Raw genomic sequence first — 16,531 nt, forward strand, 5'->3', positions numbered from 1 at the left:
GACGGCGAAGCTTTAAAATTATTTTGCCTTCCAGCTGAGAGGCGAAGCTTTTTCATAAAGCCAGCTATATTGCCGCACCATCTGCTTGGTGCGGGTGAAGCGAAAGCCGACCGTACCTATGATCATCAGGACGATCGTATCCACCAGATAATAGTGGAACGAAAGAAGCGTTCCCTCAAACAGTGCGAAATGGATGAAGCGCACCGCAGCTCCCAGCGGGATCAGGTAGAGCAGAAGCTGCGGATAGGTGCGCCACGTCGAAGCACAGGCACGTCCCGTCATCCAGGCGGCCCAGCCGCCCAGCAGACAGGTGATGAGGAAAAACAACCAGAATGACGATTCTTCGTAGAGAATACCCTGCATCTTATCCTCCTAGTGCCTTCCGCCTTCGAGATAGGCGGCGCGGACTTCCGGATCGGCCAGCAATTCGCGGCCAGCGCCGCTCATGGTGATCGAGCCGTTGACCATCACATAGCCACGGTCTGCGAGCTTGAGAGCACCGAATGCGTTCTGCTCAACGAGGAACACCGTCAGCCCCTGCGTGCGGTTCAGTTCCTTGATCGCTTCGAAAATCTGCTTCACGATCAGCGGTGCCAGACCGAGCGACGGTTCATCCAGAAGCAAGAGCTTCGGACGCGCCATCAGCGCGCGGGCAATGGCCAGCATCTGCTGTTCGCCGCCCGAAAGCGTGCCGCCACGCTGGTTGATGCGTTCCTTAAGGCGGGGGAACAGGTCGAACATCAGTTTCACGTCTTCTTCGAAGTGTTGCTGATGATCGAGACTTGCGCCCATCTGGAGATTTTCCAGAACCGTCATGCGCGGGAAGATGCGACGGCCTTCCGGAGACTGCGCAATGCGCAGCTTGGCAATCTCATGTGGCGGCATGGATGTAATATCCTTGCCGTTGAAGAGAATGCGGCCGGTACGCGCCTTCGGCGAGCCGAAGATCGTCATCATAAGCGTCGACTTGCCGGCACCGTTAGCGCCAATCAGCGCGACGATCTCGCCCTCATCGACGGTAAGGTCAATGCCCTTGAGGGCACAAATATTGCCGTAATAGGTCTCGACCTTCTCGACGGCCAGAAGCGGTTGCTTTTTCTGCATGGTTTCAGCCTGCATCATTCGCCTCCCTTCTTGGGCTTGGCCGCGGTTTTAGTCGGTGCTTTTGTCGGCGCCTTAGCGCGTTTCGCACCACCGCTTTTGGCAGCCTTTACGGGAGCAGTCTTATGGCTCGTCGGAACATCACCCTGTTCAACGCGCTCGGAGAACTCTGTCGCCTGACCGGCGGCAAGTTGTTTGGCCTGCCCGACCCAGTCTTCGCGCGCGATACGCCCATCGAATTCCAGATAGGTTTCAGCTTCCACAATGTCCGCGTCGCTCCAGGCGGCAATCTGATCGAAATGATAGATCCCGTGTTCGTGAAGCTTCTTTTCGTTGACCGCGCCGATGCCCTTGATAAGAGTCAGGTTATCGGCCTTGCCACCACGTGCCTCCGCCAGACCACCGGCGAGAGAAACGCGTCCGGACGGCACTTCGCCCGTCTCTTCGGCAATTTCTTCCTCGATGGCTTCCTCGGCGAGTTGTGCCGCCACGAAGTCCGCCGCATCACCGGTGCCCGGCTTGTCCGCCTCTTCGATAAGCTCGGCAATCTCTTCGTCATCGACGCCGAGATAGGCGGCAATAACGCGCGGATCATTCTTGACCTCTTCTGGTGCGCCATCGGAAATCTTGGTGCCGTATTCCAGCACGATCACATGATCGGAGATTTCCATGACCACCGACATGTCGTGCTCGATCAGCAGGATTGACGTCCCGGTTTCCTTGCGGATATCGAGCAGGAGCTTGTTGAGCTCTGCCGATTCACGCGGATTGAGACCGGCGGCCGGTTCATCGAGGCAAAGAATTTCCGGCTCGGTGCACATGGCGCGGGCGATTTCCAGACGGCGCTGATCGCCATAAGGCAGATCGCCTGCCGGATCGTCCGCACGACCGATCAGGTTGATTTTCTCCAGCCAGTGACGCGCCTTTTCAATCGCATCCTTCGCCGCAGACTTGTAGCCGGGCAAACCGAGAAGACCGAGGATCGTGAAGCCCGACGAACGCATCAGCGTGTTGTGCTGCGCGACCAGCAGGTTCTCCAGAACAGTGAGACCCGAGAACAGGCGAATGTTCTGGAAGGTACGCGCCACCTTGGCCTGCTTGGTGATCTGGAAGTCGGGCAGGCGTTCCAGCAGGAACTTGTCGCCCGTCTTCCGGTTCATCGTCAGCATGCCACCCGTCGGCTTGTAGAAGCCGGTGATGCAGTTGAAGACCGTGGTCTTGCCTGCACCGTTCGGGCCGATGATCGCCGTGATATCCCCACGCTTCACATTGAAGCTCAGATCGTTGATGGCGACGAGACCGCCAAAGCGCATCGAAAGATGCTCGACCTGCAGGATCGTGTCTTTTTCAGTGTTGCCCAATTCGGCTTTATCAGGCGCAGTGCCAGACATAGTGCTTATCTCCGCCATCAGCCGTGCCCTTCCTTGGTAAAGGCACCCGACACCATCTTCTTCTCATGCAGGAAGGCACTGGGTTCTCGACTTCCGACGAAACCGCGCGGTTTCCAGACCATGACCACGACCATGGCAAGGCCGAAGATGAGCATACGATAGAGTTCCGGCGTGAAATCTGGGCCGAAAATTGCTTTCAGGAAGCTCATTTCACGCAGGATTTCAGTGCCGCCGATCATGACGATCGCAGCAATGGCGATACCGACCAGGGAGCCCATGCCGCCCAGAACGACGATGGCAAGAATGACGGCAGATTCGAGAAACACGAAGGATTCCGGACTGACGAAGCCCTGGCGTGCTGCAAAGAAGGAACCGGCAAAACCACCGAACATCGCGCCCGTGGCAAAGGCCGTGAGCTTGGTCGTGGTAGTGTTGATGCCAAGCGAACGGCAGGCGATTTCATCTTCACGCAGTGCTTCCCAAGCACGGCCAACCGGCATGCGGCGCAGACGGATGGTGACCCAGGCCGTCAGCAGCGCCAGCAGAAGGATGACGTAATAGAGGAAGAACTTGTAATGCGCCGCCGAGAAGGTGAGGCCGAAATGAGCGGCGAAACCGTCCTTGCTGGCATTGAAAGGCAGGCCGAAGAAGGTTGCCTTGGCAATGCCGGAAACGCCGAAGGTGCCGCGGGTGACATCTGTCCAGTTGATGAGCACCAGACGGATGATTTCACCGAATGCAAGCGTCACGATGGCGAGGTAGTCACCGCGCAGACGCAGGACCGGAAAGCCGAGAATGACGCCCCATGTCGCGGCGAGAATACCGGCAATCGGCAGCAGCATCCAGAAGGACAGACCGAAATAGGCCGACAGCAGTGCATAGGAATAGGCGCCGACTGCATAGAAGGCGACGTAACCCAGATCGAGAAGACCAGCGAGGCCCACCACGATGTTGAGGCCCCAGGCCAGCATCACATAGATGAGGATCTGAACGCCGAAATTATCGACCCATTTGAGCGATCCCTGCCAGCCCAGAAAGGTGACGATCAGGACCGGGTAGACAAAAAGGAAGGCAACGCCGAGGCGCGAGAAGTTGCGGCGCACGAAAGACGGGCTTTCGTCGACCGCAGCGGTCGGCTGTTTGCTCTTGGCAAGCTTGCGCGCCTCCAGCGTTGGCTGAAGGAATGCAACGAACAGGAAACGACCAACCGCAGCGAGCGCGACCATGACGGCCAGTGCGCCCCAGCGCTGAACGAGCACCAGCTCGTTGTTGATGTTCTGATCGGTCTTGAAACCGATGATGAGGCAGAAGAGACCCAGAGCCAGAAGACCGGCGAAGAACCCTTCACGAATGGCCCGGCCAAAAAGGGAATCCGGGCGTGAACTCGACTGTGCAGCCATGATTAAACCTTTTCGACTTCAGGACGGCCAAGAATGCCGGACGGCATGAAGATCAGCACGATGGCGAGGATCGAAAACGCGGCAACGTCCTTGTAGTCGATCGAGAAATACGCCGACCACAATGCCTCGATGAGACCGATGAGCAAGCCACCGACCACAGCACCCGGAAGCGATCCGATACCACCCAGAACTGCCGCCGTGAACGCCTTCACGCCGGGGATGAACCCGTCGGCAAAGGAAATCACGCCATAGAAGGAAAGGTAGAGCGTACCGGCCACAGCCGCGAGCATCGCACCCATCACGAAGGTGAGCGAAATGACCCGATCGACATTGATGCCGAGAAGCGCTGCCATTTTGCGATCCTGCTCACAGGCACGCTGCGCGCGACCAAGCGAGGTGCGATTGACGATATACCAGAAGATCGTCAGCAGCACGGCTGTCACCACAATGACCACAATCTGCTTCAGCGAGATCGTCACGTTGGTTCCCATGATATTGTAGGAACCGTTCAGCAGCTGAGGCACCGGTTTGTTACGCGGACCCTGCGTTACCTGTACGAAGTTGGACAAGGCAATCGACATGCCGATAGCCGTGATCAACGGTGCGAGGCGAAACGAACCACGCAGCGGCCGGTAGGCCACGCGCTCGATCGTCCAACTCCACAAACCCGTCAGCAACATGGCGACGATCATCATCAGAAGAAGCATCAGCGCAATCGGCAATGCTCCAATGAAGGTTGTGATCATGAGAAAAACAATCAGCGCCATGAAGGCGCCGAGCATGAAGACATCGCCATGAGCAAAGTTGATCATGCCGATAATGCCATAGACCATCGTGTAGCCGATGGCGATCAGGCCATAGATCGAGCCGAGCGCGAGCCCGTTGATCACCTGCTGGAAGAAATATTCCATCGAGAAGCCACCCATTTTACCGCCCGGGATTTTATTGACGCATCTTTATTTCGTGCGCCTTCATGTTATTCCCGGCTCTTTACACCTAACGGCTGTATAGAGGAATGCAACCCCCTTTTGCCTCAGACAAAAGACTAAGGGCATCATCCCTCCACAAACTAGTTATGTCCCCTACTAAACGTCCTGTATATGTTTTTTTCTCCTACCCAGGACGCCTTATTCCATACTTTCTACATGGCCGAAAAGCCAAAAAATTGGGGGCCAGCATTAAAATTACCGACCGTACCCACTTTACGCGACCGTAAACCCATGTGCAAAGGGATCACGGTCGTCGATGAAGATCGTATTATATCCCGTCATGCGTGCCCAGCCCGCAATTGAAGGAATAATCGCCGGCAATGTGCGGTCCTGGCCTGCAACTTCGGTAGCACGTTCCACACGGCCATGGAAAAGCGACCCGATGATGGATTCATGCACAAACTCGTCGCCGGGCTTCAATTTGCCCTTGGCAGCCAGTTGCGCCATGCGCGCAGACGTACCGGTTCCGCATGGCGAACGGTCGATTGCCTTGTCGCCGTAGAAGACGGCATTGCGAGCATGCGCTTCCGGATGTTTCGGCTTCCCAGTCCACAGAATATGGCTCAGACGGTTGATATCCGGCAGCAGCGGATGCTGGAACTTGTACTTCTCATTTAACCGCTCACGCAGGATCGGACTCCAGGCAATCAGCTGCAGCGCGGAATAATCTTCCATATCGGTGTAATTTTCTTGCGGCTCGACGATAGCGTAGAAATTGCCGCCATAAGCCACATCGACCCTGAGGTTGCCAAGGTCCGGGCATTCGACCTCAAGTCCTTCAGCATAAAGGAAAGCCGGAACATTGGTGAGACGAACGCGCTCGACATACTGGCCGTTCTGCTCATACTCGATCGCCACCAGACCGGCAGGCGTATCCAGATTGAGCTTGCCCGGCGTCTTCGGCGTCACCAGCCCCTGCTCTATCGCCATCGTCACGGTTCCGATGGTGCCGTGACCGCACATCGGCAGACACCCCGAGGTTTCAATAAAAAGCACCGCGACATCGCAATCAGGACGTGTCGGCGGGTAGAGAATGGAGCCGGACATCATGTCATGGCCGCGCGGCTCGAACATAAGACCAGTACGGATCCAGTCATACTCGCGCAGAAAATGCGCGCGCTTTTCCATCATGGTCGAACCTTCGAGGTTCGGCCCGCCGCCAGCCACGAGACGCACGGGGTTGCCGCATGTGTGTCCGTCGACGCAGAAGAAGGAATGTCTTGCCATGATGGTCAGTTCCGAAAACGTTGTGGCTTGAAAGGTTCAATGTCGATTGCAGGCGCGGCCCCCGTGATGAGATCACGGATAAGCCGCCCGGTTGCCGCCGATTGCGTGAGGCCGAGATGGCCATGGCCGAAGCCGTAATAGATGTTGCCACCTGCCGAGGCCCGGCCGATGACCGGTACGGAATCCGGCATGGATGGCCGATAGCCCATCCACTGTCGCCCGCCTTCTGTCCGAAAGCCCGGCAGAAACATGGAAGCCTTCTTAAGCATGGCTTCAGATCGCGCGAAATTTGGTGGCAGGTCGAGCCCGCCGAATTCCACCGCACCACCGACACGCAGGCCGGTTTCCATCGGCGTGATGACAAAGCCATGGCCAGGAAAGGTCAATTGCCGTTTCACATCGAAACTGCCCACCGGCAGCGTCGTGTTGTAGCCGCGTTCTGTATCGAGCGGCACCGCATCACCAAAGCCCTTGGCAAGATCGCGAGACCATGCGCCCGCCATGAGGACAAGATGCGTCGTCTTGATTTTCGTTCCATCCTCAAGATGAACGCTCGCCCCGCCATGGCCCGGCTTCGCATTCGTGACTTTGGCCTGAAGGAAGCGCGCACCCTTGCTCTGGGCATAGGCCCAGATGGCCTTGCCGAACAGTTTCGGATCGCTGACATTCTTCCAGCCGGGAACGAAAGTTCCGGCAACGAAACGCGGGCTCAAGCCGGGCTGCAGTTCGGCAAGCCGGTCACCGCGCACATGTTCATAGGCAATTCCGGCCTGTTCGCGAACATCCCAGCCCGGCTGGGAGGCAGCAAGCTCGGCTTCGCTTTCATAAAGCTCCAGATTGCCGTTCTCGCGCAATCTCCCGCGCAGCCCTGCCCTGTCGATTAACGCCATCATCTCGCTGCCGGCAAGACGCATGATGTCGGCCTGTGCAATCGCGGTTTTCGCTAATGCATCCGCGCTGCTTGCGCGCCAGAAGCGGTAGAGCCACGGCACCATTTTGGGAAAATAGGAAGGACGGATCGTAAACGGACCAAGCGGGTCCATCAGCCAGCCTGGCACCTTGCGCATGACGCCCTTGGAGGCCAGCGGAAGAATGTCCGAAAAAGCGAGCGCCGCAGCATTGCCAGAACTGGTCTCTTCGCAAATGCCGGTTCTGTCGACGACCAAAACCTCGCGCCCAGCCTCGGCAAGCAAGGCGGCAGTGGCAACCCCGACAATACCGCCACCGATAATGAGAATATCCTGCTGACCCTGCGGATCAGATTTCATCTTGTGCGGCTCCCCACCGGATTCATTTTTGCCTATAGCCTTGCCAAAGAACCGGACAATGTCGACGCTTCGAGCAATTGGCGTTCAGTATGTTCAATGCCAGCCTTTCGGCTCTGTCCATCGATTTTTTGGAATGACACTGTGCTGAAAGTTCGCCATCGCTTGAAAAAGCCACAAAGGCAAAGTTAGGGATCGACAAACTCAAATCACCTCATATTGATATATCAGAGATATATCTGTAAGATTGCACTATGTCAATCGTCGTAACCACAGGGCATGGACAGGCATGGAAGAAGCAAACGTTCGAGACAGGTTGACGCGGAGCTCGGCAAACATGCCGTTGGCGACCATGGATAGCTGGGGTAGCGAAAGCCTCGCCGAGCAAGCCTATCGCATTCTGGAGCGCTCCATCGTCACACTGGAACTCGAACCGGGCACCGTTGTCAACGAGCGCACACTGATCGAGCTGACCGGCATGGGCCGCACGCCGATGCGCGAAGCCATTCAGAGGCTCGCCTGGGAAGGTCTCGTGGAAGTGCGTCCGCGCTCAGGCATTGCCATCGCGGCCATCGATCCGACGGATTTCATCAAGGTGCTGGATGCCCGCGAAGGTGTCGAGCGCGTTCTGGCGCGCGATGCTGCCCGCTTTGGCAGCCCTCGCGATTATGAACGGCTTGAAGCCGCTGCAGCCGCCATGCGGCAGGCCATCCCCAACGAGGATGTGGCCCTGTTTCTCGATGCCGACAAGGCATTCGATATTGTTCTGGGCGCGGCGGCGAGCAATCCCTATGCCGCGCGTATTGCAGCCCCCCTGCAAACCCACAGCCGCCGCTTCTGGTTCCGCCTTCGCCCATCGACCGGCATAGCCGGTTCTGCCAATGCCCATGCGACACTGATCGAGGCGATCGTCTCCCGTCAGCCGGAACGGGCCAGCGACACGGCCAGTGAACTGATGGCCTATCTGCGCACTCTTGCACCCTGACACCCGGCGTCCGACCAATATGGCTTTGTAGGGATGGACGCCCTCTCCTCAATGGTGTTCAACAAATCCATTCTGCCACATTAAGGCCGTCGGAAGGGCGTCCATCCCACAAGAACCAATCCCAATCAATGAGCGTTGTGTTCGCCCTGCTCCACTTCGGTCGTGACAGGTATGGCACTTTGGAAAAGTTCGGCACGGTTCTCGCCGCTCACGACAAGCGTTCCGACCAACCCGCGTGCCGCTCGCGACAGCGCGTGATCCACCAGGGTGTATTCGCCGGGAACTTCCAGCTTGATGTCGACCGCCGCCGCGCCTCCCGGTGGGACCGAAATTGTCTGGACATCGGATAGCGGCTCCGTCGTCAAGGAGCCCAGCTGATAAACCTTGTCGAAGATTTCTCCGATCACATGAAAGCTCGACGTCTTGTTGGGTCCGCCGACACCGAAGTAGATGCGTACGGTTTCGCCGACCTTCGCCGTCAGGGCATTGTCGCCTGTGAGTGCATTGGCAGCCCCGTTAAAGACATAGTACTCCGGGTCTTCCTTGAGCAGGCGTTCGACGCTCTCGGTCAGCTTCCCCTTGGATCCGTATGGCTGCGACGTGTAGAGCTCGCCCTGCATTACATAGAACTCCCGGTCAACGGGCGGCAGGTCGTCTGCCGGCTCGACGAGGATCAGGCCATACATACCGTTGGCGATGTGATGTGCGGCCATTGGCACAGCACAGTGATAGACGTACAGCCCCGGTTTCAGCGCCTTGAACGAGAAGGCCTTGGTTTCACCCGGTGCGGCATCGGTCGCCGCCGCTCCGCCGCCTGGCCCGGTCACAGCGTGGAAGTCTACGCTGTGACGTTCGCTGCTGTCGGCCTTGTTGGAGAGCTCCACCTGGATCGTGTCACCTACTCGGGCGCGCACGAACGGGCCGGGGACCTTCTTGTTGAACGTCCAGTAGTGGTAGGCTGCGCCGTCTGCGAGCTGTCCCGTCACCTCGACGGTATCGAGCTTTACCTTGATGGTCGCTGGCTCGCTTCTTCTAATTGGCGGCGCCAGGTCATTCGCCGGACGGACAATGTTGAGTGGAGCTTTGACACTGCCGTTTTCCGCCGGATGCTCGTGCGAACCAGATGCGAGGGCTGATGTCCCGGTCACCGCCAGAAATGCGAGTGCCACGGCTGTGTACGAGGGTCTGGAAAGGCGTATCATGAGAACTCCTGAGCAATGGTGTTACTCAGGTATTCAAGACCTCACCGACCTTGCGATCTTTGATCTGCGACAAGGACGGCATGTCCTCGCAAGATCGTGATTGCCAGAGCATTTCCCGTCTCGTTTGAATCGTTGGAAATGCTCTATCTCTTTGTTCTTGCGCATGTCTCCCAAAACCGATTCCTGCTTTGGGGAGACATGCACTAGGTGACCGGCTCACTGGAACGTAGCCAAACGTCAATTGCTGCGCATTGAACAGATGCGCCGAAATTGTCATCGCGTTTATCGTATCAGGTTGTAACGACGTAGCTGATACTGATGAAAACTTACGGCAAAACAACCCGATCAGTGGGTCTTGTTCATCGATTCTGACATTTTGCGAAGCACGTTGAGCGCGATGCTCAACTCCTCATCGCTTACACCTTCCAGCAGATCTTCGCGGACATCGCCGGCGAGCTTCACAACCTGCTCAGCCAGAATCTTGCCTTCCGCCGTCATCACCACGCGCTTGGCGCGGCGGTCACCCTGAACGGTTTGCCGTTCGATGAATGACTGGCGCTCCAGACCATCGAGCAGGCGGACCATAGTCGCATTCTCGATCTCAAGCGCTTCTGCCAGTTCTTTCTGGTAAAGGCCTTCCTGTTCCATCAAGGCAAGCAGGGTGCGCGCCCGCGCCAGGGTCAGGCCCCGTTCCTTCACACGCGCGTCGAAAACGGTGCGGAGCCTGCGATTAACCTTCGCCATGGCATCAATCATTTCAGCTTTAAGATCTGCCGTATCCATGCCAACCGCCTTATATATTAGTAAACTAATGATTACGGATTTGGATAAATCGCTGGCGAACTATTTTCAAGCGAACTTCCTGAACTCACGCAAGCGTGATGGGATTTAGCGGCAATATGACAGTTTTGCGAACAAATTCACTGCAGAGCAGTGATCTGAAAAAGAAAAAGCGGGCAAGAGCCCGCTTTCCCGAAAAACGATAGAGTGCTGCCGATCAGGCTGGCATGATCGTTCCCTGCAGCGTCATCAGCTGATGCAGGAAGATTTCCGCCTTGGTGCGGTGTTCGTTCGACGAAGCATCGTCCAGAGCCTTGCGGGCATGTTCAATGCGGCGCTGAATATCTGCCGGGTCGATATCGTCCACATGGGTCGCCGATTCGGCCAGAACGGTGCAACCCTGCGGGGTGATATCGGCGAAACCGCCGAAGACCACGTAGGAGTCGGACTTGCCGTCGGCAAGCTTCACCGAAACGACACCCGGCATGATCGTCGTCATCAACGGCGAATGACCGGCGAGAGCCGTCAGATAGCCTTCGCTACCCGGAATGACGACTTCCGTCACCTGCGCGGAAAGCAGGAGCCGTTCAGGCGACACGAGTTCGAATTGGAAAGCTTGAGCCATGGTTCTCACTTGAATTCAAAAGCACAATCCCGAAAAAACCGACTTTCAGAACATGCTTAAACAAAATGATTGGCTTTCACGGCGGGCCTTGCGGCCCACCGGGAAATTCAATTCATCAAGCAGCTTCAGCTGCCAGCTTCTTGGCCTTCTCGAGAGCTTCCTCGATGCTGCCGACCATGTAGAAGGCAGCTTCCGGAAGATGATCGTAGTCGCCAGCGCAAAGACCCTTGAAGCCCTTGATGGTGTCGGCGAGATCGACCAGCTTGCCTGGCGCACCGGTGAAGACTTCAGCAACGAAGAACGGCTGCGACAGGAAGCGTTCGATCTTACGAGCGCGGGCAACGGTGAGCTTGTCTTCTTCAGACAGTTCGTCCATGCCCAGGATCGCGATAATGTCCTGAAGCGACTTGTAGCGCTGCAGGATCGACTGAACCTGACGGGCGACAGCGTAATGCTCATCGCCAACGACCTTCGGGTCAAGCATACGCGACGTGGAGTCGAGCGGGTCAACAGCCGGGTAGATACCCTTTTCAGCGATCGAGCGCGACAGAACGGTCGTTGCATCCAAGTGGGCGAACGAGGTTGCCGGTGCCGGGTCGGTCAAGTCGTCGGCAGGGACGTAAATCGCCTGAACCGAGGTGATCGAACCCTTGGTCGTCGTCGTGATGCGTTCCTGCATGGCGCCCATGTCGGTTGCCAGCGTCGGCTGATAGCCCACAGCGGAAGGAATACGGCCGAGGAGAGCCGACACTTCCGAACCTGCCTGCGTGAAGCGGAAGATGTTGTCCACGAAGAACAGAACGTCCTGGCCCTGGTCACGGAAGTTTTCAGCAACCGTCAGACCCGACAGGGCAACACGAGCGCGCGCACCCGGGGGTTCGTTCATCTGGCCGTAAACGAGGGCTGCCTTGGAGCCTTCGCCGCCGCCGAGCTTGTTAACACCCGACTCGATCATTTCGTGGTAAAGGTCGTTGCCTTCACGGGTACGCTCACCGACGCCTGCGAACACGGAGTAACCGCCGTGCGCCTTGGCGACGTTGTTGATGAGTTCCATGATGAGAACGGTCTTGCCAACGCCTGCACCGCCGAAGAGACCGATCTTGCCGCCCTTGGCGTAAGGAGCGAGAAGGTCGACGACCTTGATGCCCGTTACCAGGATTTCAGCTTCGGTCGACTGCTCGATATATTCCGGAGCGTTCTGGTGGATGGCGCGGGTTGCCTTGGTCTTGATCGGACCAGCTTCGTCAACCGGCTCACCGATGACGTTCATGATACGGCCAAGCGTTTCGACGCCAACCGGAACCATGATCGGTTCGCCGGTGTCGCGCGCTTCCTGACCGCGAACGAGACCTTCGGTCGCGTCCATGGCGATGGTGCGCACGGTGTCTTCGCCGAGGTGCTGGGCAACTTCGAGAACCAGGCGATTGCCCTGATTGTCGACTTCAAGCGCGTTCAGGATCAGCGGCAGCTGGCCTTCCGGGAACTTGACGTCGACGACAGCGCCGATGACCTGCGTAACGTGGCCGATCGCACCGGATGCTGCTGCCTTGGGAGCGGCAGACTTCTCAGCAACAGACTTGGCTGCTGCAGTGGTCTTAGGTGCCGCTTTTTTGGCAGGCGCCTTCGCCGCTGGCTTTGCTTCGGCCGCGGCGGTAGTTTTCGGGGTCGCTGCTTTTGCCATCGATCCTTACCTTCCGTTAGCATGATCCCGAAAAGTTGCAGACTTTCTGGGAAATCATGCGGTAAACCAAATTCTATTTCGCCGCATTTATGCGACGCCAGATGTTCCCATCTGGCTGCAAAATGCTCTAGAGCGCTTCCGCACCCGAAATAATTTCGATCAGTTCCTTGGTGATCTGCGCCTGACGCTGGCGGTTATACGTGATCGACAGTTTGTTGATCATGTCGCCCGCATTGCGCGTCGCGTTATCCATCGCACTCATCTTCGCGCCCATCTCGCCCGCGACATTTTCCAGCAAAGCACGGAAAATCTGGACCGAGATATTGCGCGGGATCAGCGTCGACAGGATCGCCGCAGGATCAGGTTCGTATTCGTAGATCGCGTCGCCTGCGGTCTCCGCATCCTCGCTGTCGTCCGCCGAAGCAGGGATAAGCTGCTGTGCGGTCGGAATCTGCGAGATCACCGACTTGAACTCGGAATAGAACAGCGTGCAGACGTCGAAAGCGCCTTCTTCAAACAGCTTGATGATCTTGTGGCCGATCTGGTCGGCATGCACAAAAGCGAGCTGCTTGACTTCGCGCAGATCGATATGGTCGATCAGCAGGCTGGCAAATTCGCGACGCAGAATGTCCGCGCCCTTCTTGCCGACCGTGATGATCTTGACCGTCTTGCCTTCAGCGAGGAGCTTGCGGGCATGATCGCGCGCCAGACGCGCAATCTGCGAGTTGAAACCGCCGCAAAGGCCACGTTCTGCGGTGCAGACGACGAGCAGATGCACGTCGTCCTTGCCCGTACCGGCCATCAGGGCCGGCGCATCTTCGCCGGTTACGTTCTGCGCGATGTTTGCGAGAACGACACCCATGCGCTGCGAATAAGGCCTTGCGGCTTCCGCAGCTTCCTGGGCACGGCGCAGCTTCGCCGCGGCGACCATCTGCATCGCCTTGGTGATTTTCTGCGTCGCCTTGACCGAGGCGATACGGTTTCTCAGATCCTTTAGTGAAGGCATCCGTTCATCCCGTCTGAGCATGATTCCGAAAAGTTGGAGACTTTTCGGATAAAATCATGCGGCTAACATAATTCAGGCAAAGGACTTGGCGAAAGCGTCGATCGCTGCCTTGAGCTTGGCCTTGAGGTCATCAGTAATGGCTTTCTCCTTGCGAATGCCATCGAGCACGTCCTTGTGCTCGGTGCGCAACGAAGCGAGAAGACCTTCTTCGAACTTGCCAACCTGATTGACAGCAAGCTTGTCGAGATAACCGTTAACACCGGCGTAAATCACGGCAACCTGCTCTTCCGTCTTCAGCGGCGAGAACTGCGGCTGCTTCAGGAGTTCGGTCAGGCGTGCACCACGGTTCAGAAGACGCTGCGTCGAAGCATCGAGGTCGGAACCGAACTGCGCGAAGGCAGCCATTTCACGATACTGGGCAAGCTCGCCCTTAATCGAACCGGCAACCTGCTTCATGGCCTTGATCTGGGCCGAAGAACCAACGCGCGAAACCGACAGACCGACGTTAACAGCCGGACGGATACCCTGATAGAACAGGTTGGTTTCGAGGAAGATCTGGCCATCGGTGATCGAGATCACGTTGGTCGGAATAAAGGCCGAAACGTCGTTGCCCTGCGTTTCGATGACCGGCAGAGCCGTCAGCGAGCCAGCACCGTTTTCGTCGTTGAGCTTTGCAGCGCGTTCGAGAAGACGGGAGTGCAGGTAGAAAACGTCGCCCGGATAAGCTTCGCGGCCCGGAGGACGACGGAGCAGAAGCGACATCTGACGGTAAGCAACAGCCTGCTTGGACAGATCGTCATAGCCGATCAGCGCATGCATCGAGTTGTCGCGGAAATATTCGCCCATGGCGCAGCCCGCAAACGGTGCGAGATACTGCATCGGAGCCGGATCGGAAGCGGTAGCCGCGACAACGATCGAGTATTCCAGAGCGCCGCGTTCTTCGAGAACCTTGACGAACTGGGCGACGGTCGAACGCTTCTGGCCGACGGCGACGTAGACGCAGTACAGCTTGTCCTTGTCCGGGCCGTTGTCGTGGATCGGCTTCTGGTTCAGGATCGTATCGAGAATGATGGCGGTCTTGCCGGTCTGACGGTCGCCGATGACCAGCTCGCGCTGGCCGCGGCCAACCGGGATCAGGGCGTCGATGGCCTTGAGACCCGTCGACATTGGCTCGTGAACCGACTTGCGCGGGATGATGCCTGGCGCTTTGACGTCGACGCGGCGACGTTCCTTGGCCTTGATCGGGCCCTTGCCGTCGATCGGATTGCCGAGAGCGTCGACAACGCGGCCGAGCAGTTCCGGACCAACCGGAACGTCAACGATTGCGCCGGTACGCTTGACGATGTCGCCTTCCTTGATGTCGCGGTCGGCACCGAAGATAACGACGCCGACATTGTCGCTTTCAAGGTTCAGCGCCATGCCGCGAATGCCACCAGGGAATTCGACCATTTCACCGGCCTGAACATTGTCCAGACCATAGACGCGGGCGATACCGTCGCCAACGGAAAGAACCTGACCGACTTCGGAGACCTCAGCCTCCTTGCCGAAGTTCTTGATTTGCTCTTTCAGGATAGCGGAAATTTCCGCGGCGCGGATGTCCATCAGCCGACCTCTTTCAGTGCAAGCTTGAGAGAAGAAAGTTTAGTGCGAAGGGACGTGTCGATCTGACGCGAACCCATCTTGACGATAAGACCGCCGAGGATCGACGGATCGACGGTGACATTGATCGTCACGTCCTTGCCGGCCACGCCCTTCAGCGTTGCCTTCAATTCGTTCTGCTGCGCAGCGCTCAGTTCGTGCGCGGAGATGACATCGGCGGAAATTTCACCGCGATGTTCAGCAGCAATAATGCGGAAAGCAGCGATGATGCCCGGCAGAGCGAAGAGACGACGGTTCCGCGCGACAACGCGCAGGAAATTTCCGACCAGACCCTTGATGCCCGCCTTGTCGGCGAGAGCGCCGATGGCGTGAAGCTGATCTTCCGAGGAAAATACCGGACTGGAGATCAGTCGCTTGAGGTCTTCGCTTCCGCTCAGAAGCGCCTCGAAACGGTCAAGATCTTTTTCCACAGCCGCAACGGATTTCGCATCAAGCGCAAGCTCGAAAAGAGATCCGGCGTAACGCTGTGCGACACCTGAAATGAGCGAAGACGTTTCAGCCACGAACAACCTGCTCTCTACGTTGAAACCATCCTTTTGGGGCCCAATCTTGTTCAGGACGCCAAACCGATGATTTTATTGAATGTTTCCGGAAAACCACTGACGCGCGAGCACGTCAACACCGAAATGTGATTGCCGTCTAGCATAGACGAACAGGACTCGCAACACGCGAATCCGGCACTTTTGTGTAAGATTTACCGCCTTTCGCGGTCAAAAAAGTCGCATCCACCGCAGCGACGCTATCTTCCCTTGCGCAGCCTGCACGTCAGAAGTGCAGAACAGAGCTCTTTCCGATCAGGAAATGAAGCCGAAAGCGTAGAGCAGCGGACCTGCTGCAAGCACGAACTCCACCAGCGCTGCGAGACTGCCATAGAAGCGTCCGCCGCTCGGTCCGCCCTTGCGCCCACCCGCATCCGACATCATCGAAATGAAGCGTCCGAACAGTGCAAATCCCCAGACGGAACCCAGCACGACCCAGAGGAATGGCTGCGCGAAAACGAGGCATCCGATCCCCACGCCGAGATAGGGTCCGGCGAGCGTCGCACGGATGGAACCGTAACCTTCGGGACGGCCATTGATCGGCTGGAGCCGCAACAGCTTCATCGTTATGCCGGGCGCAAAAAGCATGACAAGACCAGCAAGTGCCGTCACGGCGGCAGAGCCCCAGGCAAGCCATTCTCCGGTGGTGGTGGGAAGATAGAATTCCATCGCGATCGCCCT

The 16,531-nt window shown here is 57.5% G+C and carries 16 protein-coding genes; 1 reads left to right on the plus strand and 15 read right to left on the minus strand.

Going from position 1 to position 16,531, the window contains the following annotated elements:
• Positions 1-18: 18 nt before the first annotated feature.
• The 7 genes from ABDF71_RS13745 to ABDF71_RS13775 all read right to left on the minus strand — a co-directional run bounded on the left by ABDF71_RS13745 (position 19) and on the right by ABDF71_RS13775 (position 7,376).
• Positions 19-363, minus strand: a complete 345-nt coding sequence (locus ABDF71_RS13745) for a DUF6867 family protein (protein WP_010661454.1) — start codon at positions 361-363, stop codon at positions 19-21.
• Between the two features lie 9 nt (positions 364-372).
• Entirely contained in the window at positions 373-1,119 is a 747-nt protein-coding gene (locus ABDF71_RS13750) for an ABC transporter ATP-binding protein (protein WP_029376283.1), read from the minus strand.
• Positions 1,119-2,510 (minus strand): ATP-binding cassette domain-containing protein, encoded by a 1,392-nt coding sequence (locus ABDF71_RS13755; RefSeq protein ID WP_500061631.1) that lies wholly within the window; start codon positions 2,508-2,510, stop codon positions 1,119-1,121. The genes ABDF71_RS13750 and ABDF71_RS13755 overlap by 1 nt, the downstream gene beginning before the upstream one ends.
• Positions 2,510-3,892 (minus strand): high-affinity branched-chain amino acid ABC transporter permease LivM, encoded by a 1,383-nt coding sequence (gene livM / locus ABDF71_RS13760; protein WP_010661457.1) that lies wholly within the window; start codon positions 3,890-3,892, stop codon positions 2,510-2,512. The genes ABDF71_RS13755 and livM overlap by 1 nt, the downstream gene beginning before the upstream one ends.
• Positions 3,893-3,894: 2 nt before the next feature.
• Positions 3,895-4,803 (minus strand): branched-chain amino acid ABC transporter permease, encoded by a 909-nt coding sequence (locus ABDF71_RS13765; protein WP_010661458.1) that lies wholly within the window; start codon positions 4,801-4,803, stop codon positions 3,895-3,897.
• Positions 4,804-5,094: 291 nt separating this feature from the next.
• Positions 5,095-6,108, minus strand: a complete 1,014-nt coding sequence (locus tag ABDF71_RS13770) for a 4-hydroxyproline epimerase (RefSeq protein WP_010661459.1) — start codon at positions 6,106-6,108, stop codon at positions 5,095-5,097.
• 5 nt (positions 6,109-6,113) lie between these two features.
• The gene (locus tag ABDF71_RS13775; protein ID WP_433760857.1) at positions 6,114-7,376 is read right to left on the minus strand and encodes an NAD(P)/FAD-dependent oxidoreductase; all 1,263 of its coding nucleotides are present in this window, start codon (positions 7,374-7,376) and stop codon (positions 6,114-6,116) included.
• 286 nt (positions 7,377-7,662) lie between these two features.
• Here ABDF71_RS13775 and ABDF71_RS13780 point away from each other — a divergent pair, with 286 nt between their 5' ends.
• Entirely contained in the window at positions 7,663-8,358 is a 696-nt protein-coding gene (locus ABDF71_RS13780; RefSeq protein WP_043061906.1) for a GntR family transcriptional regulator, read from the plus strand.
• Positions 8,359-8,483: 125 nt separating this feature from the next.
• Here ABDF71_RS13780 and nirK read toward each other — a convergent pair whose 3' ends face one another.
• From nirK to ABDF71_RS13820, 8 genes are all read right to left on the minus strand, one after another.
• Positions 8,484-9,560, minus strand: coding sequence for a copper-containing nitrite reductase (gene nirK, locus ABDF71_RS13785; protein WP_010661462.1), 1,077 nt, complete (start codon positions 9,558-9,560; stop codon positions 8,484-8,486).
• A gap of 345 nt (positions 9,561-9,905) precedes the next feature.
• Positions 9,906-10,343, minus strand: a complete 438-nt coding sequence (locus tag ABDF71_RS13790) for a MarR family winged helix-turn-helix transcriptional regulator (protein WP_010661463.1) — start codon at positions 10,341-10,343, stop codon at positions 9,906-9,908.
• 214 nt (positions 10,344-10,557) lie between these two features.
• On the minus strand, positions 10,558-10,965 hold the full coding sequence (locus ABDF71_RS13795) for a F0F1 ATP synthase subunit epsilon (RefSeq protein WP_010661464.1): 408 nt from the start codon (positions 10,963-10,965) through the stop codon (positions 10,558-10,560).
• Positions 10,966-11,080: 115 nt separating this feature from the next.
• Complete coding sequence (gene atpD, locus ABDF71_RS13800) at positions 11,081-12,646, minus strand: F0F1 ATP synthase subunit beta (protein WP_010661465.1); 1,566 nt, start codon at positions 12,644-12,646, stop codon at positions 11,081-11,083.
• A 127-nt stretch (positions 12,647-12,773) separates the two neighbouring features.
• Positions 12,774-13,652 carry a F0F1 ATP synthase subunit gamma gene (locus ABDF71_RS13805; protein ID WP_029929473.1) on the minus strand — a complete coding sequence of 293 codons (879 nt, stop codon included), beginning with the start codon at positions 13,650-13,652 and terminating at the stop codon, positions 12,774-12,776.
• Between the two features lie 72 nt (positions 13,653-13,724).
• A complete protein-coding gene (atpA, locus tag ABDF71_RS13810; RefSeq protein WP_010661467.1) occupies positions 13,725-15,254 on the minus strand; it encodes a F0F1 ATP synthase subunit alpha in 1,530 nt (509 codons plus the stop codon).
• Positions 15,254-15,814 (minus strand): F0F1 ATP synthase subunit delta, encoded by a 561-nt coding sequence (locus tag ABDF71_RS13815; RefSeq protein WP_010661468.1) that lies wholly within the window; start codon positions 15,812-15,814, stop codon positions 15,254-15,256. The genes atpA and ABDF71_RS13815 overlap by 1 nt, the downstream gene beginning before the upstream one ends.
• Before the next feature lie 291 nt (positions 15,815-16,105).
• Positions 16,106-16,519, minus strand: coding sequence for an AGROH133_08824 family phage infection protein (locus tag ABDF71_RS13820; protein ID WP_010661469.1), 414 nt, complete (start codon positions 16,517-16,519; stop codon positions 16,106-16,108).
• Between the last annotated feature and the right edge of the window lie 12 nt (positions 16,520-16,531).

This window comes from Ochrobactrum sp. WV_118_8, from assembly GCF_039631535.1.
Lineage (GTDB): Bacteria > Pseudomonadota > Alphaproteobacteria > Rhizobiales > Rhizobiaceae > Brucella > Brucella anthropi.

Bases quoted from the DNA above. Each gene is read 5' to 3' on its own strand.
- ABDF71_RS13745 (WP_010661454.1), bottom strand. From the start codon at position 363: ATGCAGGGTATTCTCTACGAAGAATCGTCATTCTGGTTGTTTTTCCTC.
- ABDF71_RS13750 (WP_029376283.1), bottom strand. From the start codon at position 1,119: ATGCAGGCTGAAACCATGCAGAAAAAGCAACCGCTTCTGGCCGTCGAG.
- ABDF71_RS13755 (WP_500061631.1), bottom strand. From the start codon at position 2,510: ATGGCGGAGATAAGCACTATGTCTGGCACTGCGCCTGATAAAGCCGAA.
- livM (WP_010661457.1), bottom strand. From the start codon at position 3,892: ATGGCTGCACAGTCGAGTTCACGCCCGGATTCCCTTTTTGGCCGGGCC.
- ABDF71_RS13765 (WP_010661458.1), bottom strand. From the start codon at position 4,803: ATGGAATATTTCTTCCAGCAGGTGATCAACGGGCTCGCGCTCGGCTCG.
- ABDF71_RS13770 (WP_010661459.1), bottom strand. From the start codon at position 6,108: ATGGCAAGACATTCCTTCTTCTGCGTCGACGGACACACATGCGGCAAC.
- ABDF71_RS13775 (WP_433760857.1), bottom strand. From the start codon at position 7,376: ATGAAATCTGATCCGCAGGGTCAGCAGGATATTCTCATTATCGGTGGC.
- ABDF71_RS13780 (WP_043061906.1), top strand. From the start codon at position 7,663: ATGGAAGAAGCAAACGTTCGAGACAGGTTGACGCGGAGCTCGGCAAAC.
- nirK (WP_010661462.1), bottom strand. From the start codon at position 9,560: ATGATACGCCTTTCCAGACCCTCGTACACAGCCGTGGCACTCGCATTT.
- ABDF71_RS13790 (WP_010661463.1), bottom strand. From the start codon at position 10,343: ATGGATACGGCAGATCTTAAAGCTGAAATGATTGATGCCATGGCGAAG.
- ABDF71_RS13795 (WP_010661464.1), bottom strand. From the start codon at position 10,965: ATGGCTCAAGCTTTCCAATTCGAACTCGTGTCGCCTGAACGGCTCCTG.
- atpD (WP_010661465.1), bottom strand. From the start codon at position 12,646: ATGGCAAAAGCAGCGACCCCGAAAACTACCGCCGCGGCCGAAGCAAAG.
- ABDF71_RS13805 (WP_029929473.1), bottom strand. From the start codon at position 13,652: ATGCCTTCACTAAAGGATCTGAGAAACCGTATCGCCTCGGTCAAGGCG.
- atpA (WP_010661467.1), bottom strand. From the start codon at position 15,254: ATGGACATCCGCGCCGCGGAAATTTCCGCTATCCTGAAAGAGCAAATC.
- ABDF71_RS13820 (WP_010661469.1), bottom strand. From the start codon at position 16,519: ATGGAATTCTATCTTCCCACCACCACCGGAGAATGGCTTGCCTGGGGC.